The sequence below is a fragment of the Inquilinus sp. genome, assembly GCF_039594555.1.
Taxonomy (GTDB): Bacteria; Pseudomonadota; Alphaproteobacteria; order DSM-16000; family Inquilinaceae; genus Inquilinus.
In genome coordinates, this window is record NZ_JBCNNF010000142.1 from 1 (window position 1) to 15,665 (window position 15,665).

General features: G+C 70.5%; 19 protein-coding genes. 10 read left to right on the forward strand and 9 right to left on the reverse strand.

Going from position 1 to position 15,665, the window contains the following annotated elements; all coding sequences use genetic code 11:
- The coding region (locus ABDW35_RS16675; RefSeq protein ID WP_343715007.1) for an NAD(P)-binding domain-containing protein at positions 1-367 on the reverse strand (367 nt) is incomplete at its 3' end.
- Between the two features lie 285 nt (positions 368-652).
- On the opposite strand from ABDW35_RS16675, the gene ABDW35_RS16680 reads away from it, so the two are divergent.
- Together ABDW35_RS16680 and ABDW35_RS16685 are read left to right on the forward strand one after the other, a co-directional pair.
- Positions 653-1,657 carry a LacI family DNA-binding transcriptional regulator gene (locus ABDW35_RS16680; RefSeq protein WP_343715008.1) on the forward strand — a complete coding sequence of 335 codons (1,005 nt, stop codon included), beginning with the start codon at positions 653-655 and terminating at the stop codon, positions 1,655-1,657.
- A gap of 21 nt (positions 1,658-1,678) precedes the next feature.
- Positions 1,679-2,344, forward strand: coding sequence for an aldolase (locus tag ABDW35_RS16685; RefSeq protein ID WP_343715009.1), 666 nt, complete (start codon positions 1,679-1,681; stop codon positions 2,342-2,344).
- A gap of 6 nt (positions 2,345-2,350) precedes the next feature.
- On the opposite strand, the gene ABDW35_RS16690 is transcribed toward ABDW35_RS16685, so the two are convergent.
- The 3 genes from ABDW35_RS16690 to ABDW35_RS16700 all read right to left on the reverse strand — a co-directional run bounded on the left by ABDW35_RS16690 (position 2,351) and on the right by ABDW35_RS16700 (position 4,272).
- On the reverse strand, positions 2,351-2,920 hold the full coding sequence (locus ABDW35_RS16690) for a flavin reductase family protein (protein WP_343715010.1): 570 nt from the start codon (positions 2,918-2,920) through the stop codon (positions 2,351-2,353).
- 67 nt (positions 2,921-2,987) lie between these two features.
- On the reverse strand, positions 2,988-3,596 hold the full coding sequence (locus ABDW35_RS16695; protein ID WP_343715011.1) for a superoxide dismutase: 609 nt from the start codon (positions 3,594-3,596) through the stop codon (positions 2,988-2,990).
- Positions 3,586-4,272, reverse strand: a complete 687-nt coding sequence (locus tag ABDW35_RS16700; protein ID WP_343715012.1) for a MarR family transcriptional regulator — start codon at positions 4,270-4,272, stop codon at positions 3,586-3,588. The genes ABDW35_RS16695 and ABDW35_RS16700 overlap by 11 nt, the downstream gene beginning before the upstream one ends.
- A 151-nt stretch (positions 4,273-4,423) precedes the next feature.
- On the opposite strand from ABDW35_RS16700, the gene ABDW35_RS16705 reads away from it, so the two are divergent.
- A complete protein-coding gene (locus ABDW35_RS16705; RefSeq protein WP_343715013.1) occupies positions 4,424-5,299 on the forward strand; it encodes a GNAT family N-acetyltransferase in 876 nt (291 codons plus the stop codon).
- A gap of 145 nt (positions 5,300-5,444) precedes the next feature.
- Here ABDW35_RS16705 and ABDW35_RS16710 read toward each other — a convergent pair whose 3' ends face one another.
- From ABDW35_RS16710 to ABDW35_RS16720, 3 genes are all read right to left on the reverse strand, one after another.
- The gene (locus ABDW35_RS16710) at positions 5,445-6,833 is read right to left on the reverse strand and encodes a dipeptidase (RefSeq protein ID WP_343715014.1); all 1,389 of its coding nucleotides are present in this window, start codon (positions 6,831-6,833) and stop codon (positions 5,445-5,447) included.
- Positions 6,834-6,908: 75 nt separating this feature from the next.
- Positions 6,909-7,727, reverse strand: coding sequence for a c-type cytochrome (locus ABDW35_RS16715; protein WP_343715015.1), 819 nt, complete (start codon positions 7,725-7,727; stop codon positions 6,909-6,911).
- Positions 7,728-7,812: 85 nt separating this feature from the next.
- Positions 7,813-8,694, reverse strand: a complete 882-nt coding sequence (locus tag ABDW35_RS16720; protein ID WP_343715016.1) for a folate-binding protein — start codon at positions 8,692-8,694, stop codon at positions 7,813-7,815.
- A gap of 129 nt (positions 8,695-8,823) precedes the next feature.
- Between ABDW35_RS16720 and ABDW35_RS16725 the strand changes: the two genes are divergently transcribed.
- The 4 genes from ABDW35_RS16725 (at position 8,824) to ABDW35_RS16740 (ending at position 10,938) form a co-directional block, all read left to right on the forward strand.
- Entirely contained in the window at positions 8,824-9,267 is a 444-nt protein-coding gene (locus ABDW35_RS16725; protein ID WP_343715017.1) for a hypothetical protein, read from the forward strand.
- A gap of 3 nt (positions 9,268-9,270) precedes the next feature.
- A complete protein-coding gene (locus ABDW35_RS16730) occupies positions 9,271-9,831 on the forward strand; it encodes an RNA polymerase sigma factor (RefSeq protein ID WP_343715018.1) in 561 nt (186 codons plus the stop codon).
- Position 9,832: 1 nt separating this feature from the next.
- On the forward strand, positions 9,833-10,246 hold the full coding sequence (locus tag ABDW35_RS16735) for a hypothetical protein (protein ID WP_343715019.1): 414 nt from the start codon (positions 9,833-9,835) through the stop codon (positions 10,244-10,246).
- 263 nt (positions 10,247-10,509) lie between these two features.
- Positions 10,510-10,938, forward strand: a complete 429-nt coding sequence (locus tag ABDW35_RS16740) for a periplasmic heavy metal sensor (RefSeq protein ID WP_343715020.1) — start codon at positions 10,510-10,512, stop codon at positions 10,936-10,938.
- Positions 10,939-10,950: 12 nt separating this feature from the next.
- Here ABDW35_RS16740 and ABDW35_RS16745 read toward each other — a convergent pair whose 3' ends face one another.
- Together ABDW35_RS16745 and ABDW35_RS16750 are read right to left on the reverse strand one after the other, a co-directional pair.
- A complete protein-coding gene (locus ABDW35_RS16745; protein ID WP_343715021.1) occupies positions 10,951-11,964 on the reverse strand; it encodes a DUF4424 domain-containing protein in 1,014 nt (337 codons plus the stop codon).
- 117 nt (positions 11,965-12,081) lie between these two features.
- A complete protein-coding gene (locus ABDW35_RS16750; RefSeq protein WP_343715022.1) occupies positions 12,082-12,687 on the reverse strand; it encodes a hypothetical protein in 606 nt (201 codons plus the stop codon).
- A gap of 487 nt (positions 12,688-13,174) precedes the next feature.
- Here ABDW35_RS16750 and dksA point away from each other — a divergent pair, with 487 nt between their 5' ends.
- The 3 genes from dksA to ABDW35_RS16765 all read left to right on the forward strand — a co-directional run.
- A complete protein-coding gene (gene dksA, locus ABDW35_RS16755; protein ID WP_343715023.1) occupies positions 13,175-13,594 on the forward strand; it encodes an RNA polymerase-binding protein DksA in 420 nt (139 codons plus the stop codon).
- Between the two features lie 167 nt (positions 13,595-13,761).
- Complete coding sequence (locus ABDW35_RS16760) at positions 13,762-14,445, forward strand: hypothetical protein (protein WP_343715024.1); 684 nt, start codon at positions 13,762-13,764, stop codon at positions 14,443-14,445.
- A 209-nt stretch (positions 14,446-14,654) separates the two neighbouring features.
- The coding region (locus ABDW35_RS16765; RefSeq protein ID WP_343715025.1) for a calcium-binding protein at positions 14,655-15,665 on the forward strand (1,011 nt) is incomplete at its 3' end.

Genomic DNA, 15,665 nt, shown 5'->3' on the forward strand with positions numbered 1-15,665 from the left:
CGAAATAGTGCCGGCCGGTGGCCTCCAGCCGCTCGGCCATGGCCCGCGCCGCCTCCGGCGCCATGGTGGCGGAGGAGACGAAGACCGCGCCCTGCGGCATCGCCGCGGCACAGCCGGACTCACCGAACAGCACCGACTCGGTCTGGGCCGCGTTGACCACGACGGAGACGACGATGTCGGCGCCCGCTGCCGCCTCGGCCGGGGTGGCGGCGCCGGTGCCGCCGGCGGCGACCAGGCGCTCGACCGCGGCGGCGGACAGATCGCAGCCGGCGACCGCGAAGCCGGCGCGGCGCAGCGACAGGGCCATGCCCAGACCCATCGAGCCCAGCCCGATCACGGCGGCGCGGGCCGTCTTTCCATCCTGCATCCCGAGTCTCCTCGTTCGGCCCATCGGGCCTGCCGCCCGGAGGGCGAAGCCGGCCCGCCGGCGCGTCAATGGTGCTGATACCGATATCATATGCCCGTACGACACAATCGAGAAGGCAGAAACTGACTGCCGTGCCGTTCCAGCATGGATTATGGTATCGATATCAACGTTGCGATAACGGGCGATCCGGGTTCCGGATCCGCCGCAGGAAAGACCCATGGTGCCGGCACGGATCCCGTCCTCGAAAATGACTCTGCCCCTCCGGGCCGGGAAGGCAAGGGCCTGATGGCGCGGACGCGGCGATCGGACCCCAAGGGCATCACGCTGGTGGACATCGCCCGCGCCGCCGGGGTCAGCAAGATCACCGTGTCGCGGGTGCTGCGCGGCGGGCCGGTGGCGGGGGAGACGCGCGACCGGGTGATGGAGATCGTGAGGCGCCTCGGCTATGTGCCGAACAAGGTCGCGGGCACCCTGTCCTCCGCCGGGTCGAACCTGGTCGGGGTGATCATCCCGTCCCTGGCCAACATCGTCTTTCCCGACGTGCTGCGCGGGGCGGAGGCGGTGCTGGACGCGGCCGGCTTCCGGTCGGTGGTCGGCGTCACCAACTACGATCCGGCGCGGGAGGAGGGGCTGATCGAGGCGATGCTGGCCTGGCGCCCGGCCGGGCTGATCGTCACCGGGCTGGAGCATACCGACCGCAGCCGGGCGATGCTGGCCCATGCCGGCATCCGGGTGGCGGAGCTGATGGACCTCGACGGCGCCGGGCTCGACATCGTCGTCGGCCTGTCGAATCGCGCGGCCGGCCGGGCCAGCGCCCGCCACCTGATCGAGCGCGGCTACCGCCGCCTGGCCTATGTCGGCCACGATCTCGGCCAGGACCGGCGGGCGGCCAAACGCTTCGAGGGCTTCCGCGAGGCGCTGTCGGAGAGCGCCGCCGCCCTGGTCGCGACCGAGCTGATGCCGGGCCGGTCCTCTGCCGCCTCGGGGCGGGAGGGGCTGGCCCGCATCCTCGACCGCGACGACCGGGTCGACGCGGTCTATTTCTCCAATGACGACATGGCGATGGGCGGCTGCTTCCTGTGCCTGGCGCGCGGCATCGCCGTGCCCGACCAAGTCGCCCTGTTCGGCTTCAACGGGCTCGACCTGGCCCAGGCGCTGCCGCAGCCGCTCTCCACCATCCGCTCGCCCCGGGTGCGGATGGGGGAGGAAGGGGCGCGGCTGGTCTGCGGCCGCGGGCCGGCCACGGTGGTCGATCTCGGCTTCGAGCTGGTGCCGGGCGCCACCGCCTGACGCGATCGGAAGGAGGGACCCATGGACGAGACCCGGCTGCGCGACGACATCTGCCGCTTCGGCCGCTCGCTGTTCGAGCGCGGGCTGACCCCCGGCTCCTCCGGCAATATCAGCCTGCGGCTGGACGATGGCGGCTGGCTGGTGACGCCGACCAACGCCTCGCTCGGCTTCCTCGACCCGGCGCGGTTGTCCCGGCTCGACGCCGAAGGGCGGCTGCTGTCGGGCGACAAGCCGACCAAGGAGATCCCGCTGCACGGCGCCCTCTACGAGACGCGCGGCTCGGCCCGGGCCATCGTGCATCTGCACTCGACCCATTCGGTGGCGGTGTCGATGCTGCCGGGCATCGATCCCAAGGCGGTGCTGCCGCCGCTGACCGCCTATTACCTGATGCGGGTCGGGGCGACGGCGCTGGTGCCCTATTACCGGCCGGGCGACCCGGCGGTGGCCGACGCCATCCGCGGCCTGGCGGGGCGGTATTCCTCCGTCCTGCTGGCCAATCACGGCCCGGTGGTGGCGGGGGAGAGCCTGGAAGCCGCAGTCTACGCGACCGAGGAGCTGGAGGAGACGGCGAAGCTGCACCTGCTGCTGCGCGGCCTGAATCCGCGGCTGCTGTCGCCGGGCCAGATCGCGGAGCTGAAGGAGGCGTTCAAGCTGGACCTGCCCGGTGACGACGGGCACGAGCATTAGGGCGGCTCAGTCCTCGTCGGTCCCCGGCGTCGGGGCCGGGCGGGCGGCGACGCCGGCGTAGCGGCGCAGGCTCCAGAGCAGGGGAGAGGCGTCGCGGGTCTCGACCTCGGTGACCAGGCCGACGAACAGGATGTGGGTCGACACCTCGGTCAGGCCGATCAGGTGGCAGTCGACCACGGCGACCGCGTCGTCCAGCTTCGGCCGGCCGGAGGGCCAGGCGGACCAGCTGCCGCGGGTGAAGCGCTCGGAGCGGGGGATCGGCAGCTTGCCGGCGAAGGCGTCGGCGACCTCGTCCTGATGCTCCGCCAGCATGGCGACGGAGAAGCCCTCGGTGGCCTCGATCACCCCGGCCATGGCGCTGCTGCGGTCGATCGACACCAGCATGGTCGGCGGGTCGGCAGCCAGCGACATCACCGCGGTGGCGGTGCGGCCGTGCCGGGTGCCGTCCGGCTCGACCGCCCCGACCACGCAGATGGTCGCGGTCAGGCGCGTCAGCGCCTCGACGAACCGGTCGCGGGGCACCGCCGGCGGGTGCCGCGGGTCCGGGTTGTAGCGAAGCGAGGTGCGCGCGACCAAGATCTGTCCCTGAGGGCCGTCGGAGAAGGGCGCCCGCCGATCCGCTGGACCGGCGGGCGGGTCGGCATCAGGCGGCCTTGAGCTGGGCCTCGGCGAACTCGTAATTGGCGAGCTTGTCGAGGAAGTTCTGGGTGTAGTCCGGACGGCGGTTGCGGAAGTCCAGGTAGTAGCTGTGCTCCCAAACGTCGAGGCCGAGCAGCACCTTGCCCTCGCCGGTGGCGAGCGGGTTGGAGCCGTTCGGGGTCTTGGTGACCTTCAGCTTGCCGTCCTTGCCCAGCACCAGCCAGGCCCAGCCGGAGCCGAACTGGCCGACCGCCGCCGCCTTGAAGGCGTCCTTGAAGGCCTGCACGCCGCCGAGATCCTCGGTGATCTTCTTCTCCAGCGCGCCCGGGATGCCGCCGCCGTTCGGCGACAGGTTCTGCCAGAACAGGATGTGGTTCCAATGCTGGCCGGCATTGTTGAACACCGGGGCCAGGTTGTCCTTGCCGTAGGCGAAGGTGACGATCTCCTCGAGCGACTTGCCCTTCAGCGAATCGTCCTTCTCGACGAAGCCGTTCAGCGCCGTGACATAGGCCTGGTGGTGCTTGCCGTGGTGCAGCTCCAGCGTCTCCTGGCACATGCCGCGCTCGGCGAGGGCGTTCTGCGAGTAGGGCAGCGGGGGAAGTTCAAACGCCATGATGGTGCTCACTTTCTGATCGGCTTGGTTGTGGACGGATGCGGTAGGCGCAACGGCGCGCCCCCGCCTGGATGTGCTCCATGCGCTCCACCCGGGCCTCCGGCCCGAGCACGCGGCGGAACAAGTCGAGCTCGGAACGGCAGAAGCCCTGGCAGGCCGCCGCCGCGGCGCAGATCGGACAATGATTCTCGACCAGAAGGAAGCCGTTTTCGTCTTCCTCCCACCCAGCCATGTAGCCCTCGCGGGTGCGAAGGCCAGCCAGGGCGGCGACCCGGTCGCGCAGCGTCGCGGCCTCCGCCGTCGCCTCGGCATAGCGGGCCAGGGTCTCGGCCTCGCGCGCGGCGATCAGCCGGTCCAGCGCCGCTTCGCCCAGCTCGCGCCGGACGCCGGCGATCAGCCCGGCCACCATCTCGGCATGGCCGTCCGGGAAGCGGGCATGGCCGGCGGCGGTGAGGGACCAGAGCTGGACCGGACGGCCGACCCCGGCGCGCTGCGGCGCCGAGTCCACCAGCCCGGCCTCGGCCAGCTTGACCAGCTGCTGCCGCGCCGCCTCCCCGGTGGTGCCGAGCGCGGCGCCGAGCGCCGCGGCGCTCTGGCCGCCGCGCGTCTTCAGCAGCAGGAGCAGCCGCTCCGCCGCCGTCGCGGGCTCCCGGGAAAGATTGTTATCAAAGGCCATTCTTTGAAAATAAACGGAGGGCGCGGGGATCGCAAGCCTCGCGCCGCACGGCCCGACAATCGCTCATGGCAGGGCATCGCCGCGGCCCCTTCCGTCCGGCGCGGGAAAGCGGCGAAGCTGGCGTTTCGTTCCCCAGCAGCGAGGCCAGCCCATGTCGTCCGGCGCGTTCCCCTCTCCCCAGGCGGCCCGGATCGACGGCCCGATCATTCGCCCGCTGCGCCCGGGGGAGGAGGCGGAGCTGGAGGCGCTGCTGGCCGCCGCCTACGGCCATGCGCGCTTCGGCCCGACCGTCCGGCGCCTGGCCGGCATGGCCGATGCGGCGGTCCATGTGCTGGAGGCGGAGGGCGCGCTGCGCGCCGCGGCGGCGGTGGTCGATTACGGCCGCGTGGCCTATCTCGGCATCGTCGGCACCGACCCGGCGATGCAGGGGCGGGGCTTCGGCCGCCGCATCGTCGAGGCGGCGCTGGCCCCGGTGCCGCCCGACCGGGTGATCCTGCTCGACGCCTCGGTCGCCGGGGCGCCGCTCTACGAGAAACTCGGCTTCGTCGATGTCGACCAGTCGGTGGTGCTGGAGGCGCGGGCGCCGGTCGAGGCGCCGCCGGTGCCCGGAATGGCGGCACTGACGGAAGCCGACCTGCCGGCCGTCATCGCCTACGATTCCGGCGTGTTCGGCGCCGACCGGACCAGCGGCATCCGCGCCCTGTTCCGCGAGCATCCCGGCGGCGCGGTGATCTGTCGCGACGGCGGGCGGGTGGTCGGCTACGGGCTGCGCCAGCCGGACCGGATCGGGCCGGTGCTGGCGGAGACGCAGGCGATCGGCGCGGCCCTGGTGGCCGCCCTGTCCGCATCCGGGCCGGAGGGGCCGGCGACCATCACCGTCCCTTCCAGCAATGCCGCGATGCTCGACCATCTGCGCGGCCGGGGCGTGGCGGAGCTGCGACGGCTGCGCCACATGCGCCGCGGCGGCGACCGCCACCCGAGCGACCGCGGCCGCATCGCCGTGATGGCGAGCTTCCATCTGGGATGACGAAAGCTACCCACCGCCTCTCTCGCTGTCATTGCCGGGCTTGACCCGGCAATCCCGGGCCACCGAGAGCCGCTCTGGCCGCCCCTGGATCCTCGGGTCAAGCCCGAGGATGACAACAAGAGACTATCGACCTGCTGCCGAAGTCTTACCTCTCCGCCAGCGCCGCCAGGATCCGCGCCCAGGAGCGGATGCCCTTGTGGAAGCTGGTCAGGTCGTATTTCTCGTTCGGGCTGTGGATCTGATCGTCGTCCAGGCTGAAGCCGACCATCACCGAATCCATGCCCAGGATGGTCTTGAACGAGCCGACCACCGGGATCGAGCCGCCGGAGCCGATCAGCATCGCCGGCCGGCCCCATTCGTCCTGCAGCGCCGCGCGGGCGCGGGTCAAGGCCGGGCTGTCGATCGCCAGCGACAGGGCCGGGCTGCCGTCGCGCGACCAGAACTCGGCCGAGCAGTCGGCCGGCAGGCGGGACCTGACGAAGTCGTGGAAGGCGTCGCGGATCTTGGTCGGATCCTGGTCGCCGACCAGCCGGAACGACACCTTGGCGAAGGCCTTGGCCGGGATCACCGTCTTGGCGCCCTCGCCGGTATAGCCGCCCCAGATGCCGTTGACGTCGCAGGTCGGCCGCGCCCACAGCCGCTCCAGCGCCGGCCGGCCGCGCTCGCCGGCGGGGATCGACAGGCCGATCTGGGCCAGGGACTCCGCCTCGTCGAAGCCCATCGACTGCCATTGCGCCTTCAGCTGGGTCGGCACCTCGGGCACGCCGTCATAGAAGCCGGGCACGGTGATGCGGCCGTCATCGTCGCGCAGATCGGCCAGGATCCGGGTCAGCACATGGATCGGGTTGCGGGCGGAGCCGCCATAGATGCCGGAATGCAGGTCGCGGTTGGCCGCGGTGATCGTCACCTGCTCATAGACCATGCCGCGCAGGCTGGTGGTGATCGCCGGCGTCTTCGGGTCCCACATGCCGGTGTCGCAGATCAGGGCCAGGTCCTTCGACAGCTCCTCGCGGTTGGCCTCCAGGAACGGGTTCAGGCTCGGGCTGCCCGATTCCTCCTCGCCCTCGAAGAACACGGTGATGGGCAGCGGCAGCGACCCGGTCACGGTCTTCCAGGCGCGGCAGGCCTCGACGAAGGTCATCAGCTGGCCCTTGTCATCCGACGCGCCGCGGGCGCGGATGCGCTTGACGCCGTCGGCCCCGGTCTCGATCCGCGGCTCGAAGGGCGGGGCGTGCCAGAGATCCAGCGGGTCGACCGGCTGCACGTCGTAATGGCCGTAGAACAGCACCTCGGGGCCGGGGCCGGCGGCGACGGCGTGGCCGACCACCATCGGGTGGCCGGTGGTCGGCCGCACCTCGGCGGCGATGCCGGCATCGGCCAGGTCGGCCGCCAGCCATTCGGCGGCGGCGCGGCACTGGTCCTTGTAGGCGGGATCGGTCGAGATGCTCTGCAGGCGCAGGAACGCCATCAGCCGGTCGAGGCTGGACTCGAGGCCGGCGTCGATCGCCGACAGGACCTGATCGAGCGTGCTCACGGGAAGACTCCTCCGGAATTCGTTGGCGCGACCCTAGAGCAGATCCGGGGGCGGCGGAAACGGGGAAGGGGCCCTTTAGCCCTTTCGCCCGGCCATATGCTTCAGATACGCAATGACCTGATCGATCTCGCGGTCGCTCATTTGCTCGGGCGTGAAGCCCTGCATCTTGCGGTCCGGCCAGTCGCGCACCGAGGCCGGGTCGCGGATCAGCGCATGCAGGGCGGCCGGGGTCAGGTACTGGGTCGGGTTCATCGGCCGGTTCAGGTCGGGCCCGACATCGGCCGAGCCGGCACCGCTGAACTTGTGGCAGACCAGGCATTGGGTGACGAACAGCGTCTGGCCGCTGCGGATCGGGTCGGCCGCCGGCAGGGCGGGATCGACCGCCAGCTCCGGCCAGCGGGCGGCGGGGGAGGGCTGGGTGTCCAGCTTAGCCATCTGATACGGCCACTGCTCGCTGCGCACCGTCGCCGCCTGGTCGCCGGTCCAGACCAGGTAGAAGGTGCCGGCGCTGACCGTCTTCTCCGGCAGCTTGGGCCACGGGGCATCCGCCGGCTCGATCGCCACCCAGGCGATCACCAGCTTCGGGTCGGTGTTGAGAATCAGGTCGACCGGCAGCTGCGCCGCGTAGCCGTCGGTCGCGATCGCCTCGATCACCGTGCCGGGCGGCGGCGTCAGGCCGGCGATCAGGGCGGCCAGCGGCACCGCGCGATAGGTCATGGCGCGGCCGTAGATGGCGTCCTTCGCCACCTCGATCGTCGCGGCATCCGGCCGGGCCAGCAGCTGGTCGCGGGTGAAATGGCGGCTCTCGCCGCCGATGGTCAGGTCCAGCGCCGGCTCGGCAGCGCTGGCGGTGGCGGCCCACAGCAGCAGGCCGATGACAGCAAAGATGCGCATGATTGCCTCCCCTCGCGGCAGAAATGCGCCGCGTTCGGGATAGGAAACCATGCCGCCGGGGTGAGTCGCCAGCGCGGGGAGGGGATCAGGCAGCTTTTCCGGCTGCTGCCGCAGGGCGAATCGCGGTCTCGCCGGCCAGCAGCGGACCGGCATCGCCCTCCAGCACCTCCAGCCGCAGCAGCGCCAGGCCGATGCCGTCGCGGCTGGACCGCATCTCGCCGGCCTCGCGGCCGTCGCGCAGGATCGGCGTGCCGGGCTCCGGCGCCGGCCCGTCCAGATGCACCGGCGCCAGCCGCTTCTTCAGCAGGCCGCGATAGCGGGTGCGGGCGGTCAGCTCCTGCCCCATGTAGCAGCCCTTGTCCCAGGCGATGGCGTTCAGCGAATCGTAGTTCGCCTCCAGCAGCACCGTCTTGTCGGGCACCAGGTCGCGGGTGCCGTCGGGCACGCCCAGGGTCAGGCGCAGCCGGTCCCAGGCCTCGGGGCCGGTCTCGACCAGGCCGAGGCCCTCCAGCGTGGCCTTGGCGGTGGCCTTGGGCAGCAGCGCCCGGGCGCCGAGCGCCGCCGAACGAGCGTCGACATGCACCACGCCGTCGGTCAGGGCGCGCGCGGCCCCCGGCTCGTCCGGCAGGCCGAGCGCGGCATTTCCGGCTTCGCCCGGGATCGCCGCCACCGCCCAGTCGCCGGTGACGTCGGCCAGCTCGACCTTCGAGCGCAGCTTGTACATGCGCAGCCGCCGGAACAGGTCGGCGCCGCGCCCGGCCTCGCAGTCGATCAGCCAGGCATCGCCCAGCGCGACCACGTGGAAGTCGTGCAGATACTTGCCCTGCGGCGTCAGGAAGGCGGCGAAGACGGCGCGGTCCGGCGCCACCTTCCGCATGTCGTTGGAGACCAGCCCCTGCAGGAAGGCGGCGCGGTCCTCGCCCGTCAGGCGCAGGACGTCGCGGTCCAGGAAGGTGTAGTCGGCCATGGCATCGCCCGGTTGCGGATCGGCATCTGCCCCAAGAGGTGGGCCAAGTCCCGGGGTCGCGCAAGCGCCTGCGAGTCTGAGTTGCGACGGAAGCGGCGCAGTGCGTCGTGTAGGGGACATCAGGCACCCATGGCGGTGCGCAAGGTCGAGAGCATCATGAAGACGAAGTGGATTGTCGGGTCCGCGCTGGTCGCCCTCATCGGCGGCACCGTCATCGCGGCGGCCCAGGAAGGGGCTCCCCAGGGCGGCTGGCGCGGCGGCTTCTTCCGGCAGCTCGACACCAACAAGGACGGCAAGATCGAGCGGACGGAGGTCCAGGCCTGGTCGGAGGCGCAGTTCAACAAGCTCGACACGGCGGGTGACGGGGCGCTGACCAAGGAGCAGTATGTCGACGCCATGATCGCGCAGATCCGCCCCCGCCTGGAACAGCGTTTCGACAAGCTCGACGCCGACAAGGACGGCAAGGTGACCGCGGCTGAATTCGAGGCGCCGGCCCTGGCCCGCTTCGACCGCCGCGACACCGCCAAGACGGGTGAACTGTCGATCGATGACCTCAAGACCCACCGCAACTGAAGCGTGGCCGAGAGCGACGATGCCCTGGTGGCGGCGGTGGCGGCGGGAGACGCCGCCGCCTGCCGCCGCCTGGTCGACCGGCATCTCGGGCGTCTGCTCGCCTTCGCCCAGCGCATGCTGGGCAGCCGCGCCGACGCCGAGGACGTGGCCCAGGACGCGTTCCTGGCCCTGTGGAAGGAGGCCGGGCGCTGGCGGCCGGACGGCAGCGCCACGGTCTCGACCTGGCTCACCCGCGTCACCTACAACCGGTCGATCGACCGGTTGCGGCGGCAGCCTTCCGTCGCGCTCGACGCGGTGCCCGAGCCGCCGGACCCCGCCGCCGGGGCCGAGGCCGCGCTGCAGCGGGCCCGGGTCTCGCGCCGGGTCGCCGACGCCCTGGCCCAGCTGCCCGAGCGGCAGCGCGCCGCCATCCTGCTCAGCCACTACGAGGGCCAGGGCAATCGCGAGATCGGCGAGGCGCTGGGGGTCGGGGTCGAAGCGGTCGAATCGCTGCTGGCGCGCGGCCGGCGCGCTCTCCGCCAGGCTTTGGCGGCGGAACGGGCCGATCTGATGGGAGAGGTGTGACATGGCCGAGATGACGCTCGATCGATTCCTCGATCTGCTCGACCGGCACGGCCCGGTGATCGACCGGTGGCCGGCCGCCGATCAGGATGGCGCGGAGGCGCTGCTGGCGGCCTCGGCCGAGGCGCGATCCGCCATGGCCGACGCCCGGGCGGTGGCCTCGATCCTCAACGACCTGCGGGTGGCGCCGCCCTCGGCGGCGCTGCTGGGGCGCATCCTCGACGCCGCGCCGCGGCCGCGCCGCTGGATTTCCGAGATTCTGTCGTGGCGGCCGGCGATCGCCTTCGCCGCCGCGCTGGTGGTGGGCGTGTATCTGGGCGCGATGGTGCCGACAGTGCAGGCCAGCGACGACGATTGGTCGTCGGGCCTGGGCTATGCCCTGGCCGACGATGCGTCGCCCTTCGGAGGAACGCCGTGACTGTTAGCCCGCATGCCTCACACTCCCTGTACCCTGCGCCGTCGCCAGAGACCGGCAGGGCAGGAGCCGCGCGCGGCGCGATGCAGCGCATCGGGCAAGCGCGGCGACGCACCCTGCCGGTCTCTGGCGACGGCCCGAAGGGTCGTCTTGCGACGGGCGCCTGCGGGGGCGGGCCGCTCGACCGTAGTGCCGCTACGCTTTTCGCGTCCCGCCCCCGCATCCGCCTCGCCGCAAGGCGACGCAGGGCACAGGGAGTGTGAGGCATGCGGGCTAGCTCTTGGCGCTGGGCCCTGGTCGCCTCGCTCGCGCTGAACCTTCTTCTGCTGGGCGTGATCGGCACCTGGTGGTGGCGGTCGGATTCGCGATCCTCCGACCCGTCGGCCCTGGCCGAGGCCGTGGCGACCCTGCCGGAGCCCGACCGCACCACGCTGGGCCATCTGCTCGACCAGCGCCGGGCCCAGGCGGACGCGATCTGGAAGGAGCTGCGCCAGCTGCGGACGGCGTCGAACGAGGCGCTCTCAGCCGACCCCTACGACCCCGCCAAGGCGGCCGCGGGGCTGGCGGCGATGCGCGACAAGTTCCAGGAGCTGCGCGACGTGGTGGAGGGGACGGCGCTCGAGATCATGCCGAAGCTGCCGGCCGAGCAGCGGCGGAAGATGCTGGAGCGGCGCAGCGCGCTCTGGCGGCTCTAGCCTCTTCGGGCCTTACTGGTTGCCCATCGGCGTCAGGATCAGCACGTCGAGGTCGGCGGTCGGGGTGAAGTCGGTCTTCCGCATCTCGAACTGGGTCGGCGAGATCTTCTTCAGCCCGTCGCCGCAGAAGGTGACGAGGTTGCGCGGATCGCCCTTGTCGACCACCAGCCGGAAATCCTTGATCGGCCCGGCCCAGTTCGCCCCGGTCTTCAGGATGTAGGAGACGCGCTGGTCGCCGAACGGCGCGAACTCCGCCTTGGCGGCGACCCGGGCCCGCTCGATCGCCGCCAGGAAGCCCTTGTCGACGCAGTATTTGCGGATGGTCTCCTTGTAGCCGCTGTCGGGCGCGGTGTCGGGATAGGCCAGGCTGGTGCCGACGCCGCTGCCGGTGGCCGGCGTGTAGCGGTGCTCGATCACCACCTCGCGCCCGGCCGGGAAGGTCTGCTCGAAATGATAGGTGGTCTTGACCGTCCAGGTCGGGACCACATGCTGCTCCCAGCCCTTGCCGGCGTCGAACTCGTTGATGGTCGCGAGGCCGAGCTTGATCAGCTCGTCCCGCCGGGCCTTCGGCAGGGCGGTCAGGCCGTCATAGTCGATATCCGGATACAGCGGCACGCCCAGCTTGCGCAGCAGCGCCGTCTGGTCGACGTCGTCGGCGAAGGCCTTGACCTCGACCTGGGTGGTGACCGGCTTGCCATCCGCCTTGGTCGAGAAGTCGAGGAAGTTCTCGGCGCCGGGATGCGGCACCGCGGTCATGCCGTCGATGAAGTCCAGCGTCACGTCCGGCATCGGGAAGGCGACGGTCACGGTCTTGTCCCGGACCGACCGGTTGAAGAAGTGGTAGGTGACCCGGATCTCCTTGGCCGAGACGAACAGGTCCTCCGACCGCATCTCGATGTCGTCGGTCCTGGTCAGCACCAGGCCGCCGGCAGCCAGCTCCGCCGTCGAATCATTCGCCTGGGCGGCGGCGAGCGGGGCGAGGAGGGCGGCGAGCCCGATCAAGAGGGCGGAGAGGCGGGCGGTCACGATCGGCTCCGGATGTGGATTCCGTCCCATCGTGGCGCGGCAGATCGGCTTTTCCAAGGCGTCCGGGACCGGAGGCCGGGACCGGTGTTCCCGCGGAACAGACGGCCGCGGACCAGTCTAGCATTTGCGATCCGGCAGGCGGTTGTCGCAGACGCCGACAGCCTGCAAAAGCCCGATGGCCTCGTCGCGCATCTTCGCCGTGACCGGCAGATTCGCGCTCGTCGCCGGCGGGAGGCGCCAGGAGCGCTGGACGTCGTAATAGGCATCACGGCCCTCGATCACCCGGTGCGCCATGTACTCGCCCATGCCCCCATTTTCGGTCCGGCCGCAGATGACCGCCTGGACGGCGAAAGGATAGGGACCATCGGATCGGAACGTGGGCGGTTCCACGAGCGGCGCCACGGCGCATCCGGCTCCGGATCGGAACCTCTGATCCAGCCTCTGCACCAGCACCGCCAGCGAAGGCGCGGCTTGGCGGTCAATGGTCATCACCGTGATCATGTCGGACCACCGGTCCACGGTCTGGCCGGCGGGAACATATTCGGACAGGATCATCTCCGGCGTCGTGCCGCGATTGGCCAGGACCCATCCCTGGGGAATGGGGACGAAGAGCAATTCGGCCATCCGGTCCTTCCGGGCCATGCCGGGCGGTGAGGGCGACGACAGCTCTGTCCTCGGGGTGCAACCGGCCATGGCCCCGGCCAGCAGGATCGGCAGCAGCATTCCACGGCGTCGTCCGGCCGGGCCCTGCATCGAAGGGCGTTCGCGACCGCTTGGTTCCAGGCTCATGGTCTCCCCTCAATTCGATGGTGTCGCGGGCTCAGAAGGCGGTGGGATTGGGGCTGGATTGCGCTGATGGAGGGATGAAAGCGGGGCGGCCGGGGCGACCCTCTCGCCGCACGCATAGCGGATCGGATTCCCGCCACACTCTGATCCCCTTGCGTTCCCGCCCCGTTCGGCGCTATCAGGGCGCCGCATGCCGCAATCTGCCGTCCGTCCGGGCCGGCGCTGCGGCGCCCTGATGCCGCGAAGCGAAGCGGCGCCGGGGATTGTCGGGTCTTGTGTCGTCTTTAAAATGCAACAAAATCAGCGGGTTGCAATGTACGGCCCGCTCATCGTTTCGATTGTTTCCGATCCTGCGTCTCCCTATACTCCGCGCCGCCCAGGCTCGGAAGAAGGCCGGCACGTCAGAGAGTGAGTGGTTGTTGCGATGACAGCGATGCTTCTGCCCCCGGATTATCGACCGTCGGATGATGAAGACTTCATGAATCCGATGATGGTGGAGTACTTCCGGCGCAAGCTTCTGAAGTGGCGGGCCGACCTCCTCGCCGAATCCAACGCGACCCTGAACAGCCTGCAGGATGGCGGCATCCAGGAGCCGGATCTGACCGATCGGGCCTCCGCCGAGACCGACCGCTCGCTCGAGCTCAGGATCCGCGACCGTGAGCGCAAGCTCCTGTCCAAGATCGACTCCGCGATGCGGCGGATCGAGGACGGCTCCTACGGCTTCTGCGAGGAGACGGGCGAGCCGATCGGCGTCAAGCGGCTGGAGGCGCGGCCGACCGTGACGCTCAGCCTCGAGGCGCAGGAGCGTCACGAGCGGCTGGAACGCACCCATCGCGACGATTGACCGACCGACGGCGCCGAAAGGCGCCGTTCTCGTCTCCGGTCTCGGCCGAAAGGCGTGCTCCAAGCCGTCGCCGTCCCATCTTTGATGGAAGACACCGTTCTCGTCTCCGCCTCGTTGCGTGTCCGTGCTAGGGTGACGCCGAGGGGCTTTCAGATCGAGGGTATTCGATGCTTCGTGGCGCTGCGCTTTTCGCCGCCGTTCTCGCCGTCTCGGGCTGCGGGATCGACCCGGTGACGCCGAAGGAGACTCGCGTCGACTATGCGGGTTTCATCAACAGTGCGGATCAGGCCGCCATTTATGCCAATTCGCAATGCGCCCAGATCAACCGCTTGGCCGTTTTCAAGGCCGAGGACGTGGTCGACGGCCGCAAGGGGGCGACGTTCCAGTGCCTGCCGGTGCCGAACTGCTATCCGCAGGAAGCGGCGGCCCCGGGCCAGCCGGTGGCGCTGACGCCGGCGGCGGTCCCCGTCGCCGCGCCGGCCGCCGCATCGGCCCGGCTGCCGGGCCAGGTCGTGGCGATGGCCCCCGTGTCCTCGAAGCGCGACCGCAAGGCGGCGCGCCGCGCCGCGGCGGGGCCGTCGATCGAGGATCAGTCGGACGACACCTACATTCCGTTCGCGGCGACGCCGGTGGCGGCCGGCCCGCAGCCGCAGCGCGTGCCGTCCTATGAGACGATCAGCGTGCCGACCGGCCCGAATCCGGTCTCGGCCGAATCCCCGGGCCCGCAGCCCGTGGGCTCCTACGCCACCGCGGCGGCGCCGAGCTGGCGGCGCGCGGTGACCTGCAAGCCCGCCCAGAACCTGCCCCTGGCCGTGAACCAGCTGCCGACCGGCGACGCCTATCCGTTCTGACCGGCGTTAGGCGCCGCCGCTTGTGATCGCCCCGGGCGCATGCCCCGGGCGGCCGTCTGCAGTTGGGGCCGTGTGCCGATTGCGCGCTCTTGCGCTCTTCTCCCGTTTCCCCCAAGCTTCTTGTCCTAATCAGCGTCCGCTCAGGGGCGGAGTCTGTCGTGTTGTTGGCAATTTTCTGAAAATAGTCTTTTCTTTTGCGGAGGGGGAATATGGTTGCGGGGACCAAATCCGATGACGTGCTGGTCGGCGACGCCGGCGACAATCGGCTGGACGGGCTGGATGGCAATGATCGTCTGTCGGGACTCGGCGGCAACGATCTGTTGATCGGCGGCGCCGGTGCCGATGTCCTGGATGGCGGCGACGGCATCGACCTCGCCTCCTACTACACCTCCGCTGCGGGGGTGGCCGTCAACCTAGCCAGCCACTCCGCCTCCGGCGGGGAGGCGCAGGGCGACACGCTGATCGGGATCGAGGATCTCGAAGGGAGCGACTGGAACGACACGCTGACCGGCAACAGTGATGACAACTGGCTGTATGGGCTGGATGGAAACGACAGGCTCATGGGCGGCGGTGGTGACGATGTGCTGACCGGGGGCGCCGGGGCGGACACGCTCGACGGCGGGGCCGGCTACAATGCGGCCTTCTACGCCTGGTCCTTGGCCGGGGTCGCCGTCAACCTCGCCACGGGCGCCGCCGAAGGCGGGGACGCGCAGGGTGACGTGCTGCTCCAGATCGCGAATCTGATCGGCTCGGATTTCGCCGATCTGCTCGGCGGCGACGCCGGTGACAACGTCCTCTATGGCAATGACGGCGCCGACAAGCTGTGGGGCAACGACGGCGATGACATCCTCAACGGGGGCGCCGGCGCGGACTCGCTCTATGGCGGCGCCGGCTACAACGCGGCCTCCTATGTCGGGTCTTCGGCCGGGGTGGCGGTCAATCTCGCCACGGGGGCCGCTGAAGGCGGGGATGCCCAGGGCGACCTGCTGTACCAGATCACGGACCTGTTCGGGTCGAATTTCGCCGATCTGCTCGGCGGCGACGCCGGTGACAACGTGCTTTATGGCAATGGCGGTGCCGATAAGCTCTGGGGCAATGGCGGCGACGACATTCTCCGCGGTGGTGCCGGTGGGGACACACTCTATGGCGGTGCCGGCGAGAATATGGCGTCCTATTTAGGGTCTTCGGCCGGGGTTGCAGTCAACCTTGCCACGGGGGCC

Excerpts from the sequence above, each read along its gene's own strand:
- ABDW35_RS16725 (WP_343715017.1), top strand. The coding sequence starts at position 8,824 with ATGGCGGTGCGCAAGGTCGAGAGCATCATGAAGACGAAGTGGATTGTC.
- ABDW35_RS16705 (WP_343715013.1), top strand. The coding sequence starts at position 4,424 with ATGTCGTCCGGCGCGTTCCCCTCTCCCCAGGCGGCCCGGATCGACGGC.
- ABDW35_RS16750 (WP_343715022.1), bottom strand. The coding sequence starts at position 12,687 with ATGCTGCTGCCGATCCTGCTGGCCGGGGCCATGGCCGGTTGCACCCCG.
- ABDW35_RS16700 (WP_343715012.1), bottom strand. The coding sequence starts at position 4,272 with ATGGCCTTTGATAACAATCTTTCCCGGGAGCCCGCGACGGCGGCGGAG.
- ABDW35_RS16720 (WP_343715016.1), bottom strand. The coding sequence starts at position 8,694 with ATGGCCGACTACACCTTCCTGGACCGCGACGTCCTGCGCCTGACGGGC.
- dksA (WP_343715023.1), top strand. The coding sequence starts at position 13,175 with ATGACAGCGATGCTTCTGCCCCCGGATTATCGACCGTCGGATGATGAA.
- ABDW35_RS16740 (WP_343715020.1), top strand. The coding sequence starts at position 10,510 with ATGCGGGCTAGCTCTTGGCGCTGGGCCCTGGTCGCCTCGCTCGCGCTG.
- ABDW35_RS16760 (WP_343715024.1), top strand. The coding sequence starts at position 13,762 with ATGCTTCGTGGCGCTGCGCTTTTCGCCGCCGTTCTCGCCGTCTCGGGC.
- ABDW35_RS16680 (WP_343715008.1), top strand. The coding sequence starts at position 653 with ATGGCGCGGACGCGGCGATCGGACCCCAAGGGCATCACGCTGGTGGAC.
- ABDW35_RS16685 (WP_343715009.1), top strand. The coding sequence starts at position 1,679 with ATGGACGAGACCCGGCTGCGCGACGACATCTGCCGCTTCGGCCGCTCG.
- ABDW35_RS16695 (WP_343715011.1), bottom strand. The coding sequence starts at position 3,596 with ATGGCGTTTGAACTTCCCCCGCTGCCCTACTCGCAGAACGCCCTCGCC.
- ABDW35_RS16715 (WP_343715015.1), bottom strand. The coding sequence starts at position 7,727 with ATGCGCATCTTTGCTGTCATCGGCCTGCTGCTGTGGGCCGCCACCGCC.
- ABDW35_RS16735 (WP_343715019.1), top strand. The coding sequence starts at position 9,833 with ATGGCCGAGATGACGCTCGATCGATTCCTCGATCTGCTCGACCGGCAC.